General features: G+C 51.1%; 16 protein-coding genes, 1 pseudogene and 1 riboswitch. Of the genes and pseudogenes, 12 read left to right on the plus strand and 5 right to left on the minus strand.

Translation table 11 applies throughout. The features are described 5' to 3' along the window. Positions 1-16: 16 nt before the first annotated feature. The 5 genes from RRF56_RS23335 to RRF56_RS23355 form a co-directional block, all read right to left on the minus strand. Positions 17-2185 (minus strand): pentapeptide repeat-containing protein, encoded by a 2169-nt coding sequence (locus tag RRF56_RS23335; protein WP_317035547.1) that lies wholly within the window; start codon positions 2183-2185, stop codon positions 17-19. A gap of 7 nt (positions 2186-2192) precedes the next feature. Beyond that, positions 2193-2876 carry a M23 family metallopeptidase gene (locus RRF56_RS23340; protein ID WP_317035548.1) on the minus strand — a complete coding sequence of 228 codons (684 nt, stop codon included), beginning with the start codon at positions 2874-2876 and terminating at the stop codon, positions 2193-2195. Positions 2877-3105: 229 nt separating this feature from the next. Next, positions 3106-4176, minus strand: a complete 1071-nt coding sequence (lepB, locus tag RRF56_RS23345; protein WP_317035549.1) for a signal peptidase I — start codon at positions 4174-4176, stop codon at positions 3106-3108. A 9-nt stretch (positions 4177-4185) separates the two neighbouring features. Next, positions 4186-4977 carry a hypothetical protein gene (locus tag RRF56_RS23350; protein WP_317035550.1) on the minus strand — a complete coding sequence of 264 codons (792 nt, stop codon included), beginning with the start codon at positions 4975-4977 and terminating at the stop codon, positions 4186-4188. Between the two features lie 186 nt (positions 4978-5163). Beyond that, positions 5164-6480, minus strand: a complete 1317-nt coding sequence (locus RRF56_RS23355; RefSeq protein WP_317035551.1) for a MurT ligase domain-containing protein — start codon at positions 6478-6480, stop codon at positions 5164-5166. Between the two features lie 201 nt (positions 6481-6681). Here RRF56_RS23355 and RRF56_RS23360 point away from each other — a divergent pair, with 201 nt between their 5' ends. From RRF56_RS23360 to RRF56_RS26480, 12 genes and pseudogenes are all read left to right on the plus strand, one after another. Continuing rightward, positions 6682-7485 carry a cobalt-precorrin-6A reductase gene (locus RRF56_RS23360; RefSeq protein ID WP_317035552.1) on the plus strand — a complete coding sequence of 268 codons (804 nt, stop codon included), beginning with the start codon at positions 6682-6684 and terminating at the stop codon, positions 7483-7485. Positions 7486-7819: 334 nt separating this feature from the next. Then, positions 7820-9274: a PP2C family protein-serine/threonine phosphatase gene (locus RRF56_RS23365; RefSeq protein ID WP_317035553.1), complete on the plus strand. Its 1455-nt coding sequence runs from the start codon at positions 7820-7822 to the stop codon at positions 9272-9274. A gap of 69 nt (positions 9275-9343) precedes the next feature. Continuing rightward, on the plus strand, positions 9344-9952 hold the full coding sequence (locus RRF56_RS23370; RefSeq protein ID WP_317035554.1) for a DUF2808 domain-containing protein: 609 nt from the start codon (positions 9344-9346) through the stop codon (positions 9950-9952). A 70-nt stretch (positions 9953-10022) separates the two neighbouring features. Beyond that, entirely contained in the window at positions 10023-10610 is a 588-nt protein-coding gene (locus tag RRF56_RS23375; RefSeq protein ID WP_317035555.1) for a 2'-5' RNA ligase family protein, read from the plus strand. A 98-nt stretch (positions 10611-10708) separates the two neighbouring features. Next, a riboswitch (Glutamine riboswitch) is annotated at positions 10709-10784 on the plus strand. 42 nt (positions 10785-10826) lie between these two features. Further along, positions 10827-11297: a DUF4278 domain-containing protein gene (locus RRF56_RS23380; RefSeq protein WP_317035556.1), complete on the plus strand. Its 471-nt coding sequence runs from the start codon at positions 10827-10829 to the stop codon at positions 11295-11297. Positions 11298-12660: 1363 nt separating this feature from the next. Next, positions 12661-13434, plus strand: coding sequence for a glucose-1-phosphate cytidylyltransferase (gene rfbF, locus RRF56_RS23385; RefSeq protein ID WP_317035557.1), 774 nt, complete (start codon positions 12661-12663; stop codon positions 13432-13434). A gap of 94 nt (positions 13435-13528) precedes the next feature. Next, complete coding sequence (gene rfbG, locus RRF56_RS23390) at positions 13529-14659, plus strand: CDP-glucose 4,6-dehydratase (RefSeq protein ID WP_317035558.1); 1131 nt, start codon at positions 13529-13531, stop codon at positions 14657-14659. A gap of 24 nt (positions 14660-14683) precedes the next feature. After that, the gene (gene rfbC, locus RRF56_RS23395) at positions 14684-15208 is read left to right on the plus strand and encodes a dTDP-4-dehydrorhamnose 3,5-epimerase (protein WP_317035559.1); all 525 of its coding nucleotides are present in this window, start codon (positions 14684-14686) and stop codon (positions 15206-15208) included. Between the two features lie 277 nt (positions 15209-15485). Next, the gene (locus tag RRF56_RS23400) at positions 15486-16796 is read left to right on the plus strand and encodes an NAD(P)-dependent oxidoreductase (protein ID WP_317035560.1); all 1311 of its coding nucleotides are present in this window, start codon (positions 15486-15488) and stop codon (positions 16794-16796) included. Between the two features lie 757 nt (positions 16797-17553). Beyond that, the gene (locus RRF56_RS23405) at positions 17554-18627 is read left to right on the plus strand and encodes a glycosyltransferase family 4 protein (protein WP_317035561.1); all 1074 of its coding nucleotides are present in this window, start codon (positions 17554-17556) and stop codon (positions 18625-18627) included. A 770-nt stretch (positions 18628-19397) separates the two neighbouring features. Beyond that, entirely contained in the window at positions 19398-20480 is a 1083-nt protein-coding gene (locus RRF56_RS23410) for a glycosyltransferase (RefSeq protein ID WP_317035562.1), read from the plus strand. A 393-nt stretch (positions 20481-20873) separates the two neighbouring features. Further along, positions 20874-21258: pseudogene (locus RRF56_RS26480) on the plus strand (transposase); the annotation flags it as partial. Between the last annotated feature and the right edge of the window lie 187 nt (positions 21259-21445).

Below are 21445 nucleotides of genomic sequence, written 5' to 3' on the forward strand. Positions count from 1 at the left end.
ATAGCCAACAGCGACGCTAGAAATAAATCAACAGATTTAAACCTGGAATAGTACGCGAGAGCGTCCACAGGAGCAGCGCTGTGTAGAGCAGACCCAGGCCCCATTGATACCACACGAGAGCTGTAATCAGCCCTGGCACATGCTGGTCTCGTAATCGAATGTCATTAAAGCCAAACTTTAGCCAGTTGTTGAGGCTAAAGTCGAGGTAGTTGAGCCAGTTCCAGCGGCGATCGAGCAGTAGGGCTGTATAGCGATCGCGAAAAAACGGAAACTTGGGAATCACGGGCAGGCGAGCAATCAATAGCCTAAGCTGACGCAGGCTGCCGTCTTCTACAAAATAGCTCTCCTCCATCAAATCGTGGTAGCGCCCCTGCTTAACGACTAGCCCAATCAGCAGCGCCGGTATGGGCACCAGCAGCACAAACAAAAAGCTGAGCGTGAGCCACGGGTAGTCGGCGGCCCGCAGCAGGCTATTGAACCCTAACCCCAGCAGCAGGCTACACCCGCTCACTAGCCACAGCCCTTCTGTGAGCGGCGGCAAAATTGGGGTAGGCCCGCGCCGTCGTCGGTAGCGATCGACAAACCAAAACATCAGGGCAAAGATGGGAATAGCTATCAGCCCCAGGCCAAAGGTAAGCCCAAAGCTGGTGCCGTAGCGACTCAGCACCACTAAGCCGCCCAGCCACAGCCAGCGCAGGGCCAGGGTAAAGCGCTGGGTAATGGGGAAAGAGTCGCGGGCAAAAATGCGATCGCGCACTTTCAAATACGCCGCTAGGTCAACCTCAGGCACACTCAGCACGCCCTCGGTGCCAATAAATGTTTGGTTTTGCCGCTGGTCAACCACGGCCTGGGCCTGGACTTCACTAAAACCTACCCGCACCAGCGCCATTACCGAAGCCGTGTTGATGTTGGTGCCGAGCAGCCGCTGCTGCCAAGCCTTTAGCCGCAGTCGTTCGGCGGTGTAGGCAATATAGTTGGCATCGCTGATCTGCTCTAAATTGCGAAAGTTGCGCTCCAGGTTGCGCAGCAGGGTTTCGTTGCCCGCTAGCTGAGGCACCGAAAACACTCGGCCAAGTTTGCCAGGGGTGCCCAAAATCTGAGTTTGCTCCAGGCTAAACTCCAGACCCGCCACATTTAAATAGACCGAAGGCGGAAACAGAGCATCCCCCAGATCGACTTCGCTACCGACCATAGCGTTGCGCAAATTCACCGGTTCGCCAAAGCGAGTCTGGCGGAGCACCAGCGGCGCGTCAAAGCGGGCTTCAGTAAAAAATAGGGCCTTGGCAAAGTAGCTACGGACAAAAAAAGCACTGCCCTGCCACAGGGTGCGTGCAAAGTCGGCCACGCCCCGCCACTGCACCCGGCTAAAGTTGAGGTCGCCAGCCAGCACCGCTCGGCTGAAGTTGGCGTCGGCCTTAAACTCGGCCCCCTGAAAGTTAGCTCCACGGCGAAACTGGCTTTGATCGAACCGAGTGGCCTCAAAAAACAGGCTGCCCTTAGCCTGCACCGCCTGGCGAAAATCAGCGGCAGAAAAACTCACCGCCCGATTAAACCGCGCCCCCGCCACCGATAGCCCCTGCTCAAACACAGCCCCTGAAGCCAGCACTCGCCCTAAGAAAAAGGTATCGCCCCCCAGCACCTGGCCACTAAAGCGAGTCTGCACCGCCACCAGCGGCGCTTTAAATAAATAAATTTGCTGGCTACCACTCTGGCCCTGAATCAGCAGCGACTGGGACAGCCGATTGAGCTGAAGTAACCGCTGGCGATCGCGCCTGAGCTGAACCTGCCCCGCCTCACTTAGCAGCGGCGAAAGATTGTCGCCGTAGAGGGGTTCTCGCTGGCCCAGGCGCTGCAGATCTAAATCGCCCTGCACAATGGCATAGCTGAGGTCTAGGGTGGGGGCCGTGGCGGGTTTTTGCAGCCCGCTACTGAGCAGTCGGTAAAACCCGTCGGTGAGAGGGCTATCGGCGCGCAGATCAATGGTGTAATTGCGCAGATCGACCGTCGGCCTTCCCTCCCGCTGCACCAGGTTGGCTAACTGCTGTCGCAGAATCTCGACCGTGAGAGGCGGGTGGCTCTCAGTCGCCCAGGCTGCCGCCGGGTGGGCCAACGCTATCCCCCCGATCAGCAGAATACTACCTAACCAGACTATCCATCGCCCCAGGGGGCGACCAAGGTGACTCACCGCAACCCTACAGCGCGGCCTGCTGACCAACGTACATGGCCCGTAACACTAGGGCCGGATCCACCCAGTTGTCTTGATACTTAAGGCCCCAGTGCAGGTGGGGGCCAGTGGTGCGGCCCGTCATGCCGACGCGGCCAATCCGGGCACCCGCTGGCACGACCTGACCGGCCCGGAGCTGAATGCCACCCGTGCGATCGACCATAGTTTTGTTTGGGCCACTGCCTTCAACATGGCCATGCATGTGGCAATAAATATGAGTCCATTCGCCCGATTTAATTGCCACAGAGGTGCCACAGGCCCCGGCCCCTTCAACCCAAAGCACTTCCCCAGCCCACCAGTTGCGAATGTAGCTGCCGTTGGGGGCTGCCAAATCTAGACCGTAGTGAAACCGAGAATTACCGCTATAGGGGTCGCTGCGATAGCCAAAGGGGGAGGTATAGGTCTGAAAATTTTCGACGGGGAAGGACGCTCTAGTCCACAGGGCAGCGGTGAGGTCTTGGGCTGCAGCCGGGGGCACCGACCGGGGCAGAGAGATAGTCAATGCGGCAGCTATAGCCAGCCCTAGCAGAGCGATGGGACGAAGCAATGGTTTAGAACGGCTAGCTAAAACCTGGGTAAACGCTCTGATTGAACTGGGTCTAAACTGGAGGGGAGAAGCCAGTCGAAGCACGGTGTGGGGTCGCCAAGTCATGGTTGCGATCGCGTGATGTGGGAGCAGCTAACATCGCCAATTAGCTTATCCCAGTTTTAAGAAGTGGGATGCTTTTTTTAAGATACTGATGCCCTTTGCGGATAGAAACCGCTTGATTACCCCAGAAGTTGGTGGAGCAAAGACCACAATGCCTTCGGCTTGGCTGCTGCACCAATACCCCTACAGATTCACCTTTGCGGCACTGGGGGTTGGCGATGGGGTCTGGGTATTAGGTTAGGGGCTGCACCCGTTGGGGTGGCCAATAGATTTTGTAGGCATTGCCTACTAGATGGGGCCGAGGCAAAAACCCCCATACGTGGGAGTCGCGGCTCTGGTTGCGGTTGTCGCCCAGCACAAACAAATGCCCCTCAGGTACCATTGCAGGCCCCCACTCATAGCGAATGGGCTCAGCCAGGAAGGGTTCGACCAGGGGGCTGCCGTCAATCCACACCTGCCCCAGCCGAATGTCGACCTGCTGGCCCGGCAGGGCGACGACGCGCTTAACCATCAGGTTATAGAGCTCTCCGGCTTGGCTGGGGGGAGTGCGCTCGGGGTTAGAGAAGACGACAATATCGCCAATCGCCGGGGTGTAGTCGGCGGGCTGAGGGCGCACAAAGATGCGATCGCGGACTTCCAGTGTGGGCAGCATCGATTCGCTAGGCACAATGCACTGCACTACCATCTGTGGCACCACGAAGGGGATAGAGCTAATCGCCAAGCGTGTCACCACAATGGCGACTAGCAGTAAGCCCAGCCAGCCCCACTGCCGTTGGCGCACCGGAGCCGCCCGGTAGACTAGCCCGCAACCTACGGCCCAAATCACTGTGGTCAGCGGTAGCAGCGCTGGGTTGAAATTGGCTAGATAGGCCGTCAAGATCCCCAAAATGAGCAAGGTAGCCCCGATCGCAGCCTTCTGCAAAAACAGATGTCCCAGCCCTGGCAACACCTGGGAGAGAAACACCGGATACCAGGGATCTTTAGATTGGTAGCGCAGGGGGCTGAACTGATCGAGGGTAATGCCCCGCTTAGCCGCGTGGTGGCTATCCCACAGGTTGAATAGGTATAGACCCAGCAGCGGCACCAGGCTAAGCAGTCCGCGCAGAGTGTTGCCCCCCGGAGCAAAAATTGACCAGAGAACAAAACCAATCAGACCCAGGTGCAAGGCGAAAAGTACCAGACCACGGGCGATCGCGCCATCATACATCTGCCCCACGCCGGGCAGCGCCGCCGACAAATTGACCGCTAGCCAGGGGCTTTTGGGCGGCCTTCGGCCCACCAGTACCGTTGGGGTCGCCTTCATAGCTCAGGGTTAGCCATAGCGCTGCACAGCATAGTCGTGGGCAGCAAATTCTTCCGTATCGGCCAGGGCGGGCAGAGTGAGGGTGGCATCGGCATACCGACGGCGCAGGGCCAGGCCAATTAAATAGTCGGCAAAGTGGGGGTTCTTAGGCAGCAGCGACCCGTGCATGTAGCTGCCAAACACATTTTTATAGCGCGCCCCCTCGTGCTCGGCGGTAGCGTTGTTGCCAAACCCAGCGATGGTTTGGGCCAAGGGCTCGACGCCGTCGCCCAAATAGGTTTGGCCCGAATGGTTCTCAAACCCCACCAGGGTGCGAGGAATGGCGCGGGGAGAGGCGTAGAGGGTCTGCATATCGGCGTAGGTGGCGGCAGCAATTTCCCCAATCAGGTTGCCGATGCACCGCTGTTTGACCTCGGTGCCCGGTGCGCGGGTGCTGACGTTGATAATGCCCAAACCGCGCGTCTCTTCACCATTGCCCATCAGAAAGGTATGGCCCATCAACTGGTAGCCGCCGCACACCCCCAAAAAAGGCACCCCTGCCTCAGTATCGGCACGAATGGCGTCGTATTTGAGCTGGTGAAAGTCTTCGACGACGGCCACCTGGTCCGTGTCTTGGCCACCCCCCATAAAGTAGAGGTCGGTCTGGCCTGCCTGGGCGGTTTCACCCATAGACAGCGATTTTACCGTGCAGTCAATGCCCATCCACTGGCAGCGGCGGCGCAGCACAATCAGATTGCCGGTGTCGCCGTAGAGATTGAGGTAGTCGGGGTAGAGGTGAGTGATGGTGAGGGCGTAGGGCATGGGGTAGATGGGTGGATGGGTGGATGGGTAAGAGGTAGGTAGGTAGGGTGCATTCCCGAAACAATGCACCTAGGGTAGTCCTGTAGGGTGGGCAATGCCCACCATTGTCTACGGCTTCTGCAGGGTGAACCCTAGACAATATCGAGGCAATGCCCACCATTGTCTACGGCTTCTGTAGAGTGAACCCTAGACAATATCGAGGGTTTTGCCCATGAGCTTGCGGAATTCGAGCATGGCGGTGTAGGTAGGCAGCACAAATACCGTGTCGCCAGGGTTGGCTTTTTCAAACGATAAATCAATCGCCTGGCGGATTGATTCTACGGTTGGGCTGGGGCTGGGAGGTGTATCTAGGGCGTACTTCAGCCGCACGACCATATCCTTGGCGCGGATGCCAGTGCAGAGAATCCAGTCAATATCGGCTTGGGTGAGCCGTTCTACCTCGCTATCCCACAGCCAAGAGACATCTTTGCTGTCGGCGGTGTTGTCGTTGATGGCCAGCATCAGCTTCAAGGCTGGAATATTGCGCAGCAGCTCTAGGCTGAGGCTAAAGCTGGCGGGGTTTTTGACCAGTAGTAGCCGGTAGTTGACCTGTTTTTCGCCCTGAGCACGGGTGAGAATTTCGCCCCGACCAAAGGCAGGTCTGAAGGTTTGCAGGCCTGCGATCGCAGTCGCTCCGTCAATGCCGAGCAGGTTAGCGATCGCGATCGCCATCAGCCCGTTGTAGACGTGAAAGAACCCCGGCGACACGGTTTTAGCCTGGGGCAAATGCACCCCTTGGTCATTCATCCGACCCTGCACCGAAAAATCGGTGGTCAGGTCTTCGTTAATGCGAATGTTGGTGGCCTCTAGACCCTGGCTATCGGGAAGACGGCGATTGAGCTTACCCTCATAGGGCAAAAACCGGGCGTACTCTGGCGCCAGGGACATGTAATAGGTCGCATTTCCCAAGCCCTGGGTGAGGCGGGCAGTGCGGGGGTCATCGCCATTGACCACCACAGCAGCGGTGGGGCACTGGGCAATTCCGTCGCGAATCAGCTTTTCGGTGCGATCGATTTCGCCGTAGGCATCAAGCTGGTCGCGGTAGAGGTTAGTAACGGCAATAATATTGGGTTTGAGTAGGGTCGCAATTCGGGGCAGAGTAGCCTCTTCAACTTCGAGAACGGCGTGGGTAAAGTCTAGGCGGCCAAAACCATTGCTCTGCTTGAGCAGTTCTGACAAAATACCCTGGCTGAGATTGGCCCCAGCTTTGTTGCGCAGCACCCTTGCCCCTGGCATTTGATCGAGAACAGCGCTGAGCATGGTTTGGCTGGTGGTTTTACCGTTGGTGCCGGTAATTGCCACCACCACCGGAATTTGGCTGACCAGTGCTTCTAGCACAAAGGGAAAGTAGCGACCAATTAAGTAGCCGGGCAGGGCTGTGCCTGAACCACGCCCCGATACCCGCAGAGCCAGGGTGAGCAGTTTGGCAAAGGCAACAATCGGAATCAGCAGCAGTTGGTTCATAGCCAGGAGAGGCAGATCATGAGGGAAAGGGTAGCAGAGTGTGGGAATGGATGGGTGGGAAAGGGATGGCGGGAGAGCACTAAGCAGATCTCTGGAAAATGAAGATACCCCGATGTAGGGGCGCAGTTTGCGCCCTCCCGAGGGTGCAAACTACTTCGGTATTTTTGTTGGCAGCATTGGCCTAAATCATTAGGAGAGAGCATGGTGACCAAGGCAGAACGGGTGCTGTGGGTGATTGGCGGTACCGGGGAGGCCGTAGAGTTGGCCACGGCGCTGGCAGCTGCAGAAATTCCTTGTCTGGTGACGGTGACGACAGCCGCCGCCCGGCAAGCCTATCGAGAAAATCCCTATCTGAGAGTGCTGGTCGGGGGCTTAGCGGTAACTGCCCTGGAGGAGTTTATCCAAAACCAGAGGATCGGGGCGGTGTTAGATGTATCCCATCCGTTTGCGGTGGAGATTTCGCAAGGGGCGATCGCGGCTATCCAAGCACTACAGCTCCCCTACTGGCGCTACGAACGGCCATCTATAGAACAACCTGCCACCCACGGGCTAATTCATGAGGCTGCCGACCTCAATGCCGTACTCACCCCTGATCTGCTGGCTGGCGAGCGGGTTTTACTCACCCTGGGCTATCGTTGGCTGCACCACTTCGCCCCCTGGCAGGCCCAGGCCACTCTATTTGCCCGCATTCTGCCATCTCCGGCAGCTCTGACAGCAGCTTTGGGGGCAGGGTTTACACCAGACCGGCTGATTGCGCTGCGCCCCCCGATCTCGATGGCGCTAGAGCAGGCTCTCTGGCAGCAGTGGCAGATCACCCGAGTGATCACCAAAGCTTCCGGTGCTCCAGGCGGTGAAACCACCAAACGAGCCGTCGCTGAGCAGCTCAAAATTCCTCTCTATATTTTGGCGCGTCCCAAGCTGGATTACCCAGCGATATGTCAAAGCTCGGCAGACGCCCTAGCAACCTGCCAAGCCTGGTGGCACAACTCCCCCCGCCTGACTTAAAATCCGCATTCAGGCTATATCAATTTAAATGGGGAACCACGGCGGATCGTATCTACCCATCGTCTCTGCCCTACTAGTCCCTTCAATGTCCTCCTTTTGATATCCTCAACTCCTTCCAGGAATGCTATCCTGAGCCTTCAATTTGTACGCTACTATGGGCTATCCTCAGTTGCTGCCGCCGAGAGTGCCTTCGCAAAAGTCTCTGTATACCGCCAAAGATAGGGATTTTTAAGACTCAGGCTTAAAGACGTGCGCCAGATTTTTATTTAGCCCCTATATTTAGTTGGTCGTTCCGTTGACTGAGTTTCATCAGAGCATTTTGCCCAGGTCGTCCATGACAGCTTTTCCTATGCCATCCGGGTCGCCACCATCTTTTGAGGGCGTTAGCAGTAGCGCTCTTCCCGACACCCCACCAGTGTTTGCCCTGAAGGAACTGGTGGCTCGGCTCCAGCGTGAGCAGTACAAAATTCAAGATTTACTGAGTTCGTTGGGGTTTGCTCTGCGCAGCCTCAATAACCTCAATCAATTCCTCGAGCTGATTCCGATGATCGCCAGCCGGGTGACCGATGCCAGCGGCGGGGCCTTGGTGCTGTTTCGAGCTGATGGCCAGGTACGTCTAGAGCGGCTGCACTGCCAAAGCGAAGATCAGTGCCAGGATGTGCGATCGGCCCTAGAGGCGGCAACTCGCCAGGTGACGGCTAGTTTTCAGACTGCTCCAGAAAGCAGCATGATGTCGATGGCGCGCAATGCCATGCTAGCCCTCGATCGCCAGGTGAATCGCTACCTAGGCGATGAGTTTCAACTGTTCGGCACCGCCATCATTGTGCAAAACGTAGAGCGAGGACGGCTCTATGTCTTTAGCCGCGACCCCGACTACGCCTGGACAGAGACCCGACAAAAGCTGGTGCGGCTGGTGGCCGATCAGACTTCAGTTGCGATCGAAAACAATGAGCTAACAGCAGCCCTCCGCAAAAAAGAACGGCTCGATCGCGAGCTTGAGATTGGGGCCGAGATTCAGTTACAGCTATTGCCCCGCGAGTGCCCGGCGATTCAGGGGATGGATTTAGCGGCCAAGTGTCAGACCGCCCACCGGGTGGGGGGCGACTACTATGACTTTATTCCCACCACCTTTGAGCAGCTCCGCCACACCGACTCCCAGCAGACGGCATCGGCTCCTTGGAGCTTTGCCATTGGTGATGTCATGGGCAAGGGGGTACCGGCGGGGTTAATCATGACCATGATGCGGGGCATGTTGCGTACAGAGGTGCTCAACGGCCACTCGCCAGCCCGCATTCTGCAAGACCTCAACTTCGTCATGCATAGCGACCTCGAAAGCTCTAATCGCTTCGTGACGCTGTTTTACGCTGAATACAACCCCAAAACGCGGCGTTTAGCCTACGGAAATGCGGCTCACAACCCACCTCTACTGTGGCAGGCGGCCACTAACACCATTACTCGGCTCGATACTCCCGGCATGCTGTTAGGGCTCGACATGAATACCCAATATTGTGAGGCAGAGGTAGAGCTTCACCCTGGGGACACCGTAGTATTTTATACCGATGGCTTTACCGAAGCCGCCAACCCTCGGGGTGAGCGCTTTGAGGAAGAAAATCTGGAGCGCGCCCTCCAGTGGGCCTGTCGCAACTGCACGTCTGCCGAGGCCATTTTAGACTATACCTTTGACCTGCTCGATCGCTTCATTGGAGGCGATCGCAGCAACGACGACGACATGACCCTGGTGGTGATGCGGGTCAAACCAGAGCTACAGCTCAACTTGTTTGACGGTTAGAGGGCTTGGGGCTAGAGGGCTCGGAGCTTGGGAAGAACGTTGCGAGGCACAGGAGGGAATGGTCTAGCTATGGCCCGTGTTCGAGGTTGGCAACCTGTTTGCCAGGGCGCTGCAATCGCTGGGGCCACCCTGTTGGCCTTTGGGTTTGCCTGGGGCTGGCGATCGTCAGCGCCGGCTATTCAATATGCTGACGGCACCGTGGGTTTTTCCTACCCGCTGCGTCTGACTGAAAGCTATGCCACCCGCAACTCCGTTAGCGACAGTAACGCAACCTACTACCTCACCTTTGATTTTCCAACCGCCGCCGTCGAACCCCTCGATCGAGTCGAAATCACTCTAGAACAAGGCTACGACCCCACCTTTCGCTATCGGCTAGAGGCCACCCAAGCCTTTGCCGAAACCCCCGAGGGGCGGATGCCCTTGTCCCTGGGCCAGCTCACCGACGATCGCGACAACCGCAATCTGATCATCCCCTTTGACCCACCCGCAGCACCGGGCGTACCCATTACCCTAGCCCTGCGGCCAGTGCGAAATCCTCGGTTTGGCGGCGTTTACTTGTTTGGAGCTAGAGCCTATCCGGTGGGGGAGATGACTCAACCGACCTTTTTGGGCTATGCCCGCCTCACCTTTTATGAGCGCGATCGCGGCCGCGATCGCTGGCCCTCGGGAAGTCGGTAAATGGGTCAGGGGCGCTGCCCTGACCTGAGAGCACAGGTGAGCCAATCCAATGCAAGGAGAGAGCTAAACAATGCCCGAACAACCGATGGTCGATGCTAGTGCTGCCGTAGGGCGATTCTTTGTGGCCCTGCTGCCACCTAAAAATTTGCAGGAAACCATTACCGCGATTCAGCACGACATCGGGCAGCGGTTTGGTAGCAAAGCCGCCCTTAGATCACCGCCCCACATCACCCTTCAACCTCCCTTTCAATGGCCGTTAGACAGGACGGCAGAACTAGAGCGATCGCTGCATTCCTGGGTCTGCCATCAGCCCCCTATTCCCATTGCTTTAGAACGTTTCAGCGCCTTTGCACCTCGGGTAATTTATATCGACGTGGTCCAGACTCCCGAATTGATGGCCATTCAGCCCGCTCTAATCACCCACCTGCACAAACACTGCGGCCTTGGCAACGCCAGCACTCAACCCAGACCCTTTTGTCCTCACGTTACGGTGGCCTTTCGCGATCTCACACCTGCGGCCTTTCGCCAGGCTTGGCCTGAGTTCAAGCAGCGCCCCTTCAGTGCCGAGTTTGTGGTCTCAGCCCTCACCCTGTTGCGCCATGACGGGCAAAGGTGGCAGATCTTTTCCGACTTTCTGCTCAACCGCTCAACCCCTTAAATCACAAGGGATACAAGATTATGTAGAAGCGTATACAGAATAGCAATTTCCTTGACATGCCTCAAAACCGTAGCTTATGATACAGAAGTAATCAGAAATTCGTTCATCTCGCTTTTCTCACGTCGACTAGAGCGAGACGGAAGTAGGGGTTAATAGCCCCCGAAGGAACGCGCCCCAATGTTCTGATCAAACCCTTGATCTTTTGGAGGCGACCCCATGAAACTCACCTATCGCGGCGTAAGTTACGACTACACCCCCCCCGTTGTGGAATCCAACGTAACCGATGATGTTGGCAAATTCCGCGGTGTAGATATTCGATTCCGCACTGGCAAAAAAGCGCCGGTGCAACAGCCCACTTTAGACTTGGTCTATCGCGGTGTGGCGTACCAAACTGGCACTCCTGAAGCAGCTCCTGTGGTTGCCCCGGCTCCTATAGTAGCGATCGCAGCCCCCGCTCCGGTGGCTCCTGCAACCACTATTACTCCCCTGAGCACCGAAGATCGTGCTCGCATGAGCATGATGGGCCGTCATCGTTCGGTGAAGCAGCGGCAGCAGTCGATGCTCACCCGGCTAGCAACCGAAGCTGGTCTTCCTGAAGATGCTGCCAAGTACTGGAATCACATCCAGGGCAAAGTGCATCCTAGCTTTTGGGCCACCTACAGCCGCAGCGGTGCCGCCGCTAGCTAAGCGTCCACTCAGTTAAATCAAGCCGCCTCTGCCAGACGATGCTGGCGGAGGCGGTTTTTTGTCGTGAGTAGATGCCTAAAACTGTGAAAAATCAAGGCGTTAAACCCTGGGTAGCCATAGTGCCATTAGTGCGATAGCCAGTGCTCAAACAATCCGAGCCATGGGCGTTGACATATAGCGATTGCTACTCCACTTAGAACACCGACTCTGGCCTCGGTTAAAAACTAAGGCAGCGCAACAGTCTATAGTCATCGTTTCATGCCGATAGGAGACGTTCTAACCGTTCTGGCGATGGCTGGCTATAGCTCCCTCCCAAGGCTAACGATCCCTGGCTATCCCAGTTGTGTAGGAGCACCTTCTCCGCTTTCTGCGGCTAATCCAGCCCTGTGTCTTAGTGGTGCAGAGAACTCTACGGCAGTTCTGCACCACTAAGTGTAGTAGGTAGCACCTGCGAAATCTCCTGACCCTGACCACTAGGTGCAGCCCTACCTAAGAGGATGTTTTAAAAGGGTCGGCTTGAGAATCAAAAGCTACCTGTACGGATCAACCCCGTTCCTTGAAACCCTTATTCCTTCGTAGCAGTTCCTCAGTAGTCTAGGTAGTTCAAGCTACCCAAGAGGACTTTTCAAACACCCTCTAAATCACCATCACTTCTACCCCCATCCCCATACCTTCTAAGCTCTGAAATAGTTTTCTCCCAAGAGATGGCCATGTTTATCGGGTCTTCATAAGACACACCGCCCACTTCACCCGTGAATTACAATTCCACTCCGTGAATTAGACTAAGCTTGAAAACGAAAAGTCACCTATATGCCTAAAGCTAAAACCAACAACCAATCCTTAATTTGTAATACCTAACTTGTGTAGTTTATAGGGTGTTGACATTGGCAAGCTATTTAAATAAATTCATTGACTTTGGTGTAGGGATTTTTTGTTTGAAAAACCCCTTGAAGCCCATCTGGCCGCCAAATTCTCAAGCTAGATAATCCTACTTTTTGCTACGATTTACTCCTGACTTTTCTCTATGCATTCACAGTGGATAATTTTCATCCTTGCATAAATATGCTTATGCCCATTCCTTGAGTAGGCTTTGTGGTTGATTACAGCTAGATCTTTGCCTCAAGTTTTCGTAAAAAGCATGACTCTACGACACTCTTGCTTTCTGGCTGGATAACCAATATAATGCTGCGAAAGTCAACTTTTTATCTGTAAGGATTTATTTTTTTGGTTAACTGATCGACGCTAAAGACAAACTTAAAACACTTCGAGAAAAAGGTTTGAGTGTCTTTAATCAGCTATAAATAGCAAGAAAAGCGCTCAAGAACTGGCTGAATATTGATGTATTAGCATGGATTGAGATTTTATGAAGGCAGTTATATTGGCTGGTGGTCTAGGTACTCGCCTGAGCGAAGAAACTAGTATTAAGCCTAAGCCCATGGTTGAGGTGGGAGGATATCCAATCCTCTGGCACATCATGAAAATTTATTCAGCTCACGGCATTAATGACTTCATTGTTTGCTGCGGCTATAAGGGCTATGTCATAAAAGAGTATTTTGCTAACTACTTTTTGCACATGTCTGATGTAACTTTTGATCTGCGTTACAACCAGATGAATGTGCACACGGGCAATGCTGAACCGTGGAAGGTAACTTTGGTAGACACGGGCGCGTCAACGATGACGGCTGGAAGACTTAAGCGAGTTCGTGAGCATATTGGTCCCGAAACCTTCTGTCTAACTTATGGGGATGGCGTCAGCGACATCAATGTCACTAAGTTAATCGAGTTTCATCAAAACCAGGGTGGGATGGCTACCTTGACGGCAGTTCAGCCTCCAGGGCGTTTCGGGGCGATTGCTCTACACGAGGGACAGACTAAGATCGAATCATTTCAAGAAAAACCTGAGGGCGATGGTGCCTGGATCAATGGCGGCTACTTTGTTTTAGAACCTCAAGTTATTGACTTCATCGACGGCGATGACACGGTATGGGAGGAAGAGCCGTTAAGTAAGCTGGCCCAGATGGGGCAGCTTTCTGCCTTTAAGCATGCTGGCTTCTGGCAACCCATGGATACCCTGCGCGACAAGAACAAATTGGAAGAGCTTTGGACATCAAATCAGGCTCCTTGGAAGGTTTGGTAGCATCATGGCCTACGCTCGCACGCCATGAATTTAGGCATGGCGGCTAAATGCCCAATATTTATCTTGATCGTATATCCTTTTCTTGCGTACTACTATGGACTTGACTTTTTGGCAAGGTAAGCGTGTATTTTTGACAGGCCACACTGGCTTCAAAGGTAGTTGGCTAGCCCTTTGGCTACAACAGCTTGGAGCTCATGTCGCTGGCTTTTCCCTAGAGGCGCCTACCCAGCCTAGTTTGTTTGAGGCCGCTCAGGTAGCTCAGGGTATGGTGTCTCAGGTTGGCGACATCCGAGACTTAGCCAGTTTGCAGGGCGCCATGGCTGAGGCGCAGCCCGACATTGTGATGCATTTGGCCGCCCAACCCCTCGTGCGTTACTCCTACCAAAACCCAGTGGAAACCTATTCCACCAACGTAATGGGCACAGTTCACGTTTTAGAAGCCGTACGCCATGTCCCTAGCGTACGTGCTGTAGTTATGATCACCAGTGATAAGTGCTACGAAAATCGTGAATGGGTTTGGGGCTATCGTGAGAATGAGGCGATGGGCGGACATGATCCTTATTCCAATAGCAAAGGCTGTGCGGAATTGGTGACCGCCGCTTATCGGTCGTCTTTCTTCTCGCCAGAAACCTATAGTGATCATGGGGTTGCTGTAGCTTCGGTTCGAGCTGGCAACGTTATCGGTGGTGGTGACTGGGCTTTAGACCGGCTCATTCCTGACATGATTAAAGCCTTCCACTTGGGCAAGCCAGTTCTAATTCGCAACCCCCATGCTATTCGCCCTTGGCAGCATGTACTAGAGCCTCTAGGGGGGTACCTACTACTGGCTCAAAATCTCTGGCACAGTGGCCCTGAGTTTGTGGGAGGCTGGAACTTTGGCCCTCAAGATGAAGATGCCAAGCCCGTTTCATGGATTGCTGAGCGCCTGACGGCTCTCTGGGGTGGTGGAGCCACCTGGCAACTTGATGGAGGACTGCATCCCCACGAAGCTAATTACCTCAAGCTAGATTGCTCTAAAGCTAAGGCTAGGCTAGGGTGGGAACCCTGCCTAACCCTAGCCGATACCCTGGAATGGGTGGTGGAATTTTACCAGGGCTACTATGGTGGCCAGTCGGCTCGGGAGATTGCTGAAGCCCAAATTTGCCGCTACCAAGCTTGTTCCCTAGAGTCGGTTTCCCTGAATTCTCCAGTAGTAGAGGCTCCTATGCCCGTACCGTCAGTTTAAGCCCTCTAACAAAGCACATTTTCTATGATTTTTAATGAAACCCCCCTTGCAGGGGCTTATACCGTTGACGTAGACAAAAAAGCTGACAATCGAGGTTTTTTTGCCCGGTCCTTTTGCGCTCAGGAATTTGCTGAAATTGGGATTAAACCAGAAGTTGCTCAAATCAACCTCTGCTACAACGGCACCAAGGGGACTGTGCGAGGTATGCACTATCAAGTGCCACCGGCCTCTGAAACTAAACTCATTCGTTGTACTCGGGGCGCAATTTATGATGTCATTGTCGATTTGCGGCCTAACTCGCCGACCTACCTCAAGCATTTCGGGGTTGAGTTGACTGCTGACAACTTTCGAGCCCTATACGTGCCTGAGATGTTTGGTCATGGCTACCAAACCCTAACTCCCGAGGCTGAGATAATCTATGTAGTCAGTGAGTTTTATACCCCCGGCTGCGAGCGAGGATTGCGATATAACGACCCGGTTTTAAATATTCAATGGCCTCTACCGGTGAGCCTCATCTCTGACAAAGACAACAGCTGGGATTTTCTGTAGTGGGCCAGTGCTGTAAGTCTACACCCTGGTGGACGGCGATCGTCGATTGGATATTGGCCTAGCAGCAAAGATACTATCTAGGCTTTGCTTGTTTTTAGTCAATCCTAATTTAGTGCTTTATGATTAATGCAATCTTGAAGACATCTTGTTTTTAACTATCTAAATCCAGTACTTTTTTCTGTAAACGTCATATGCTTAGGGTTGGAATTTAAGTAACCTGCCAAGTTTATGTTTTAATTTGCTTCTTAGTACCTTTATTTAAGGCGGAAAAATATTTATGTTCATAATTGATACTGCTTTGAAGAGTCGCCAAGAACTAGGCAATCCTGTGAGGGTTGGGATGATTGGTGCTGGATTTATGGGTTGGGGTATCGCCAACCAAATTATAAATTACTTGCCTGGTATGGAGTTGGTTGCGGTGTCAAGCCGTAGTCTGGCTAGTGCAAAGAAAGCCTATGCTGAAGCTGGGATTTTAGATCCCTTGGAAGTGACTACCCAATCGGCGCTAGAAGATGCGATTCAGCTGGGCAAGCCAACTATAACTGACGACGCAATGCTGCTTTGCCAAGCCGAAGGGATTGATGCTTTAATTGAAGTGACAGGGACCATCGAATTTGCCACTGGTGTAGTTTTAGAGGCGATTGCTAACGGTAAGCACGTCGTCCTCATGAACGCTGAGCTAGACGGCACCATTGGGCCTATTCTTAAAACTTACGCCGATCAGGCAGGCGTCATTCTCTCCGGCTGCGATGGTGACCAGCCCGGTGTCGAGATGAATTTATTTCGCTATGTTCAAAGTATCGGCCTTAAACCTCTAGTATGCGGCAACATAAAAGGGTTGCAAGACCCCTATCGCAACCCTACTACTCAAGCTAGCTTTGCCCAACAATGGGGTCAAGCACCTCACATGGTGACTAGCTTTGCTGATGGCAGCAAAATTTCCTTTGAACAAGCCATTGTTGCAAATGCCACGGGCATGAAGGTTTCCCAGCGGGGCATGATTGGCCGCAACTTTCTGGGACATATCGATGAATTGACCGAGGTCTATGATGTCGATCAACTCAAGGCATGGGGAGGCATTGTGGATTATGTAGTCGGTGCCCAGCCATCTCCTGGTGTTTATGTTATTGGTCTGATGGAAGACCCTAAGCAGCAGCACTACTTGCGCTACTACAAAAAGGGAAACGGGCCTCTCTATTCATTCTATACGCCTTACCATCTCTGTCACCTAGAGGTACCTCTTTCAGTGGCTAGGGTAGTGCTGTTTAACGATGTAGTGCTGGCCCCAATCTCAGGGCCTGTAGTTGATGTTATTACCTTGGCTAAGATGGACTTAAAAGCGGGTGAAACCCTTGACGGCATTGGCTACTATATGACCTACGGCCAATGCGAAAATGCTGATGTTGTAAAGGCTCAGCGGCTTTTGCCGATGGGGCTAGCAGAAGGGTGTCGACTAAAGCGAGACATTCCTAAAGACAAGGCGCTGACCTACGATGATATTGAGCTACCTGTAGGTCGTCTGTGCGATCGTTTGCGGGCTGAGCAAGAAGTTTACTTTGCCTCTGCTCTTCCTCGAGCCATAGCCTAATACTAAATCTGTTTGGTTATCCCTGGTTCTTCTGAGCAAATGTGGATAGTATTTGTTTCTACCCAGTCACACTCAAACCTGTTGTTCCTATATAAAAGATAAAAACCCAATTCTGTCCTTAGGTTTTCTTCCTTTCTCCCAAAATATTTTTTAGAAAGCTGATTCTGAACATTTGTCATTTTGTCTTGACGCACAAAAAGCTTGACTAGCTGAGATGCCTTGTTTTTATACTGAATGATGCTGATGTTAAGTTTTTTATTTATGCGAACAAAAAAATAGATTGTTTTATAGGATTGAAAAAGATGCGCTGAATGACTTTTCTGATGTTATTTTTTGTCGAGAAAAATATGGTAAAGAGCTTTTGAATTGACTATCAACATTATTGCTGGCATTGGGTAGTCGCAAATCCTTGCATTTCTTATGATTGTATCGTACTTATTTTTGTCAAAACTATTTGATCTGGAAATAAAGGGTATGTCAAAGCCTTTTTGAGAAAAATTTATGAAAAACCTGAATTGCTTTTTCTGTTTTTGATGAAAAATAAGTGAATCGACTTGTGCCCTTGCTCACACGGTTATTTTCGAATGGATTGTGATTTTTTAGAAACAACGGCGGTTATAAAAGACCTTGAATGTCTGTCCTCAGTGCAGTTTGAAGCCAACTATTGCTCACTTTAGATGGCCTGAGCGCAGCTTAGATTAATTGTCTATTCGCTTCAGTCAGGATCAAATAGTTGTTTCATCTATGAATCTTAGCTATGGTCTACCACATTGTTGCCGGTACATTTTTTGATTTTGATATGTTTATTCGGCGTGCAGAGGAGGATCGAGGTCCTCGCCATACACTCTACCAGCTAGCCGAGCGATTACAGGCAAAGATTCATCAGCCCGGTGATTATACAATTACCTTGGTCGACAAACTTTTGTCGAAGCTTCATAGCACTCCCGAACATTGGGCGATGGCAAAAAGCTTAGCTTCATCTTTTTCTTCCGAAGATACAGTTTATTCAACAGGAGAAGATATAGGCTTGCCTCTGGCATTTTTACTAAAATTTAAGCGTGATCGGCCAAAATTGATTACCTATTGCATGGTTCCCGATCGCCCCAGGACAAGAACATTCATTAAGCTTTTTTCTCTGGCTAAGATTATCGATCTATTTACCGTTCATGAGCCCAACAAAGAAGCCGCTTTAAAAAGATTATTCAACCTTCCTGACGAAAAAGTTTTTCAATTTATTGTGCAAGCCGATGAGAAATTCTTCACGCCTGGGCCTGCTTCACTGAGAGGAGATATTCCTCTCTTAGCAAGTGCAGGATTAGAGCAGCGTGACTATGCCACTTTGGCCGAAGCAGTTGCAAAAAGGCCAATAGAGGTTAAAGTGTGTGCTTTTTCACCCAATGCCTCTAATAAAACTAAAGTTCGCATGCCTGAAACTATGCCGGAAAATATGGAAATTCGATATTTCGAGTTTTCAGAACTCCGAGAACTCTATCGCAGTGCCGATATTGTGGTGATCAGCTTGCTAAAAAATAACTATGCTGGCCTAACGGTACTAATGGAAGGAATGGCCTGCCAACGGCCTATTATTATTACCAATAATGAAGGTCTAGCCTCAGAAATAGTTGCTAAGGGACTTGCCCTTGGCTTTGAACCAGGTGACGCTCAGGGCTTACAATCTGCTATTGATCAGCTATTGTCTAACCCTGAAGAGGCTAAGGCTATGGCTGAGCGTGCCCGCTCTTATTTCTTTCAGCACCATTCCAGTGAACGATATGTAGATTCTTTATTTGAAGAAATCCAATTTATAGCCCAGCTATATCACCAGTCATGAGAAATGGGATGGCCAGAAAGGTGTCAAAATACGTCAACACAATAACGAGATATGCTATATCTGATAACGGTTATGTGCTATCCCTAGATACCTTTTCTCGTCGCAGTTCAAAGGAAACTATTGAATCGCTTTAGATGGCCTAAGCACAGCTCCAATATTAACTTAAGAAAGTAAGTTAATATTGCTCTTAAAGTACATGGCACTTGTTCACTTTGCCTGTGCTCACACACAGAGAACTGTTATAAGGGAAGAATATAATGCTCTCTGAAAAATCTTGCAAGGAGGAATACGGAAAATCAATAAGGTATTAAGAAATCATCAAGTATTTCTTCTCAAATTAGCAGCCCGAACAGTTTTAGTAATTAAACTATCGTGCTTGGCCTCTGTCGTCGCTCTGACCTCCTAAGATCGCTGGGATAGTTTACCTAAACTATAAAACTGAAAAACGTTCTACAAGAGTTATGGCTTGCTGACGACTCAGTGCTCTCAATTTGAGTTTTGAAAAGGTGGCTAAAGCCTAAAGCTTCTACGATAATTAGTTCTGTAAACTTTTTGCTCAAACCAAAGCTAGCTTGTTGACTAAACTAGTTTGAGTGCTTGGAGGAAATATTCTCTGACCTGTAGTTAAAGCGGAAAGCTCTCTCCAGAATGTTATTCAAATATATGTTGAAAGTTAAAACTTTGATGAATTATTATTGTTTTGAAAAATAATGGAAATTCTTCGGGCGAGAGTCAGCTAAAATCTAACCAAACGCTTTTAAAGCTATATCATGAAAAAAGCTATCATTATCGGTCCAAAATCAAAAAAATCAGACCCAATTTCGATCGCTCAAATTAATCCATTTTATCAATTTCGTTCCTCTTTAAAAAAAGAATTAGGCCTCTCTTTTGAACACTTTCATGCCGTTTCTATTTCGGAAATTGAAAATGTCATTGATCAAAGATTCGAAGCAGATACCTTCTTTGTTAGGCCGCAGTGGAGCGAAAAGCCAAAAGACTTAGAGCGCATCATGAAGAAAATGAGAGATGTGTATCCAAATAGTCAAATTTTTTTGATTGACCCATTCGATCAAACTAGCAGTCGTTTCTTTTCGGTTTTGCCATATGTCACACGTCTTATAAAATACATTTGCCTAAAAGATAAAAGCCTTTACATAGAAGACTTTATTGGTGGCAACTTTTGTACCGATAAACTTGTCAATGAAATGGGCTATAACTTAAATGGCTGGCATGTCGGTTCCCAAGTGCCAGATGGGTACGAAAATCATATAGTGCCTGGCTGGTATGCTTTATGCCCTAAGCTTAAAAAGCAGATTTTGACCCCCTTTCCCCCCCGTTTTCTTAGAGCGAGAAGAAAAGATATTGATGTTTTTAGTCACGTTTCATGTGGAAATAGAATAGAGACGGAGTGGTATGGTTTATACCGCCAAGCAGCTATTGATGTGCTAAATAATTTGAAGCATGACTACAATTTATCAATCAATGCTGACTACATAGGTGAACCTCGAATATCTAGACTGCAATATCAAGCCTTTCTAAGGCGCAGTAAAATCGCATTTAGCCCACTTGGATGGGGGGAGATTACAATGCGTAGCTATGAGGCCGTCCTCAATAAATGTTTGCTTATTCAACCTAATGTGGATCATGTAATTGTCGAACCAAATATTTTTATTCCTTATGAAACTTACATTCCTGTGGAGTGGGACTATAGGGATTTAGAAGAGAAATGCAGGTACTATTTGAATAATCCAAGAGAAGCCAATCAGATTGTAGAAAATGCCTACACAAAATTTAAGGAATATTTCATATCTAAAAAGTTTGTTGCCAGAATAGGAGAATTGCTTGCAATATAAGAAGATCTGGCCCTTAATTTCCTTATGGAGGAGATGGATCGAAGCCTGCTCATGGGTACTGCTTCCCTAACGGGTGTTGGCTAGAATGTTTACAATGATTGACTTCTAGCCAATGCGATGTCTCTATTGCCAGAGTGATCACCCTGTAAAGAACGGTAGATCACCTTTAAAAGAGCAAATCGCTTTGCAACGCTACCTGTGTCGATATTGCGGCAAACCTGAAACGAGCCTACTAACCGACATTTCGCAGTCTGACATGGCTTAGGTTAGGGCTTGCTGAGAAAGTATCCAAAGCTAAGCAAACATGGCGATTCAGCGTGGTTAAGAGCCGCTAAAGTGTAGAGAAATCCTTGGACGCAAAGACTAATGTATCGCTAATCGAGCCCAGGTCAACTGAGTTTTGAGAACTTCTATTTGCCGTTTGGAGGCAAGCTATCAGGGGAGAATCGTTGGGTGAAGCTGGCGGCAATGATTCTATGGGAGGCGTTTGAGTCGAACTATGCGGCGCAGTTCAGCGAGGACCGAGGGGCACCAGTTAAACCGTTTCGGATGGCACTGGGGGCGTTGCTTATCAAAGAGCAGCTAAGGGTCAGTGATGGAGAGACCGTAGAGCAGATACGGGTTCTCCCGTATCTGCTCTACTTTTTGGGGTTGTCCGAATACAGTGACCGAGCGCCGTTTGACGCGTTGATGATGGCGCTCGGTCACTAGCGGTTGAGCCTAGAGCTTGTGAACCAGGTGAACGAAGCGGTGGTGCAGGCCGTCTTAGTCCCAGAGACATCGGCCTCAGAGTCTATGGAGGCTGAGGCCGCTCCCCCAACCCTGAATGAACCGGTAGATCCGAGCGACAGCGGCGACGATAACTCTGGCAACGACTCACCCAACCAGGGGCAACTGCTGTTAGATGCGACGGTAGCACCAGCGGATATCCACTATCCTACGGACTTGCATCTGCTCAACCAATC

Origin of the sequence: Nodosilinea sp. E11, from assembly GCF_032813545.1 — a bacterium.
Taxonomy (GTDB): domain Bacteria; phylum Cyanobacteriota; class Cyanobacteriia; order Phormidesmidales; family Phormidesmidaceae; genus Nodosilinea.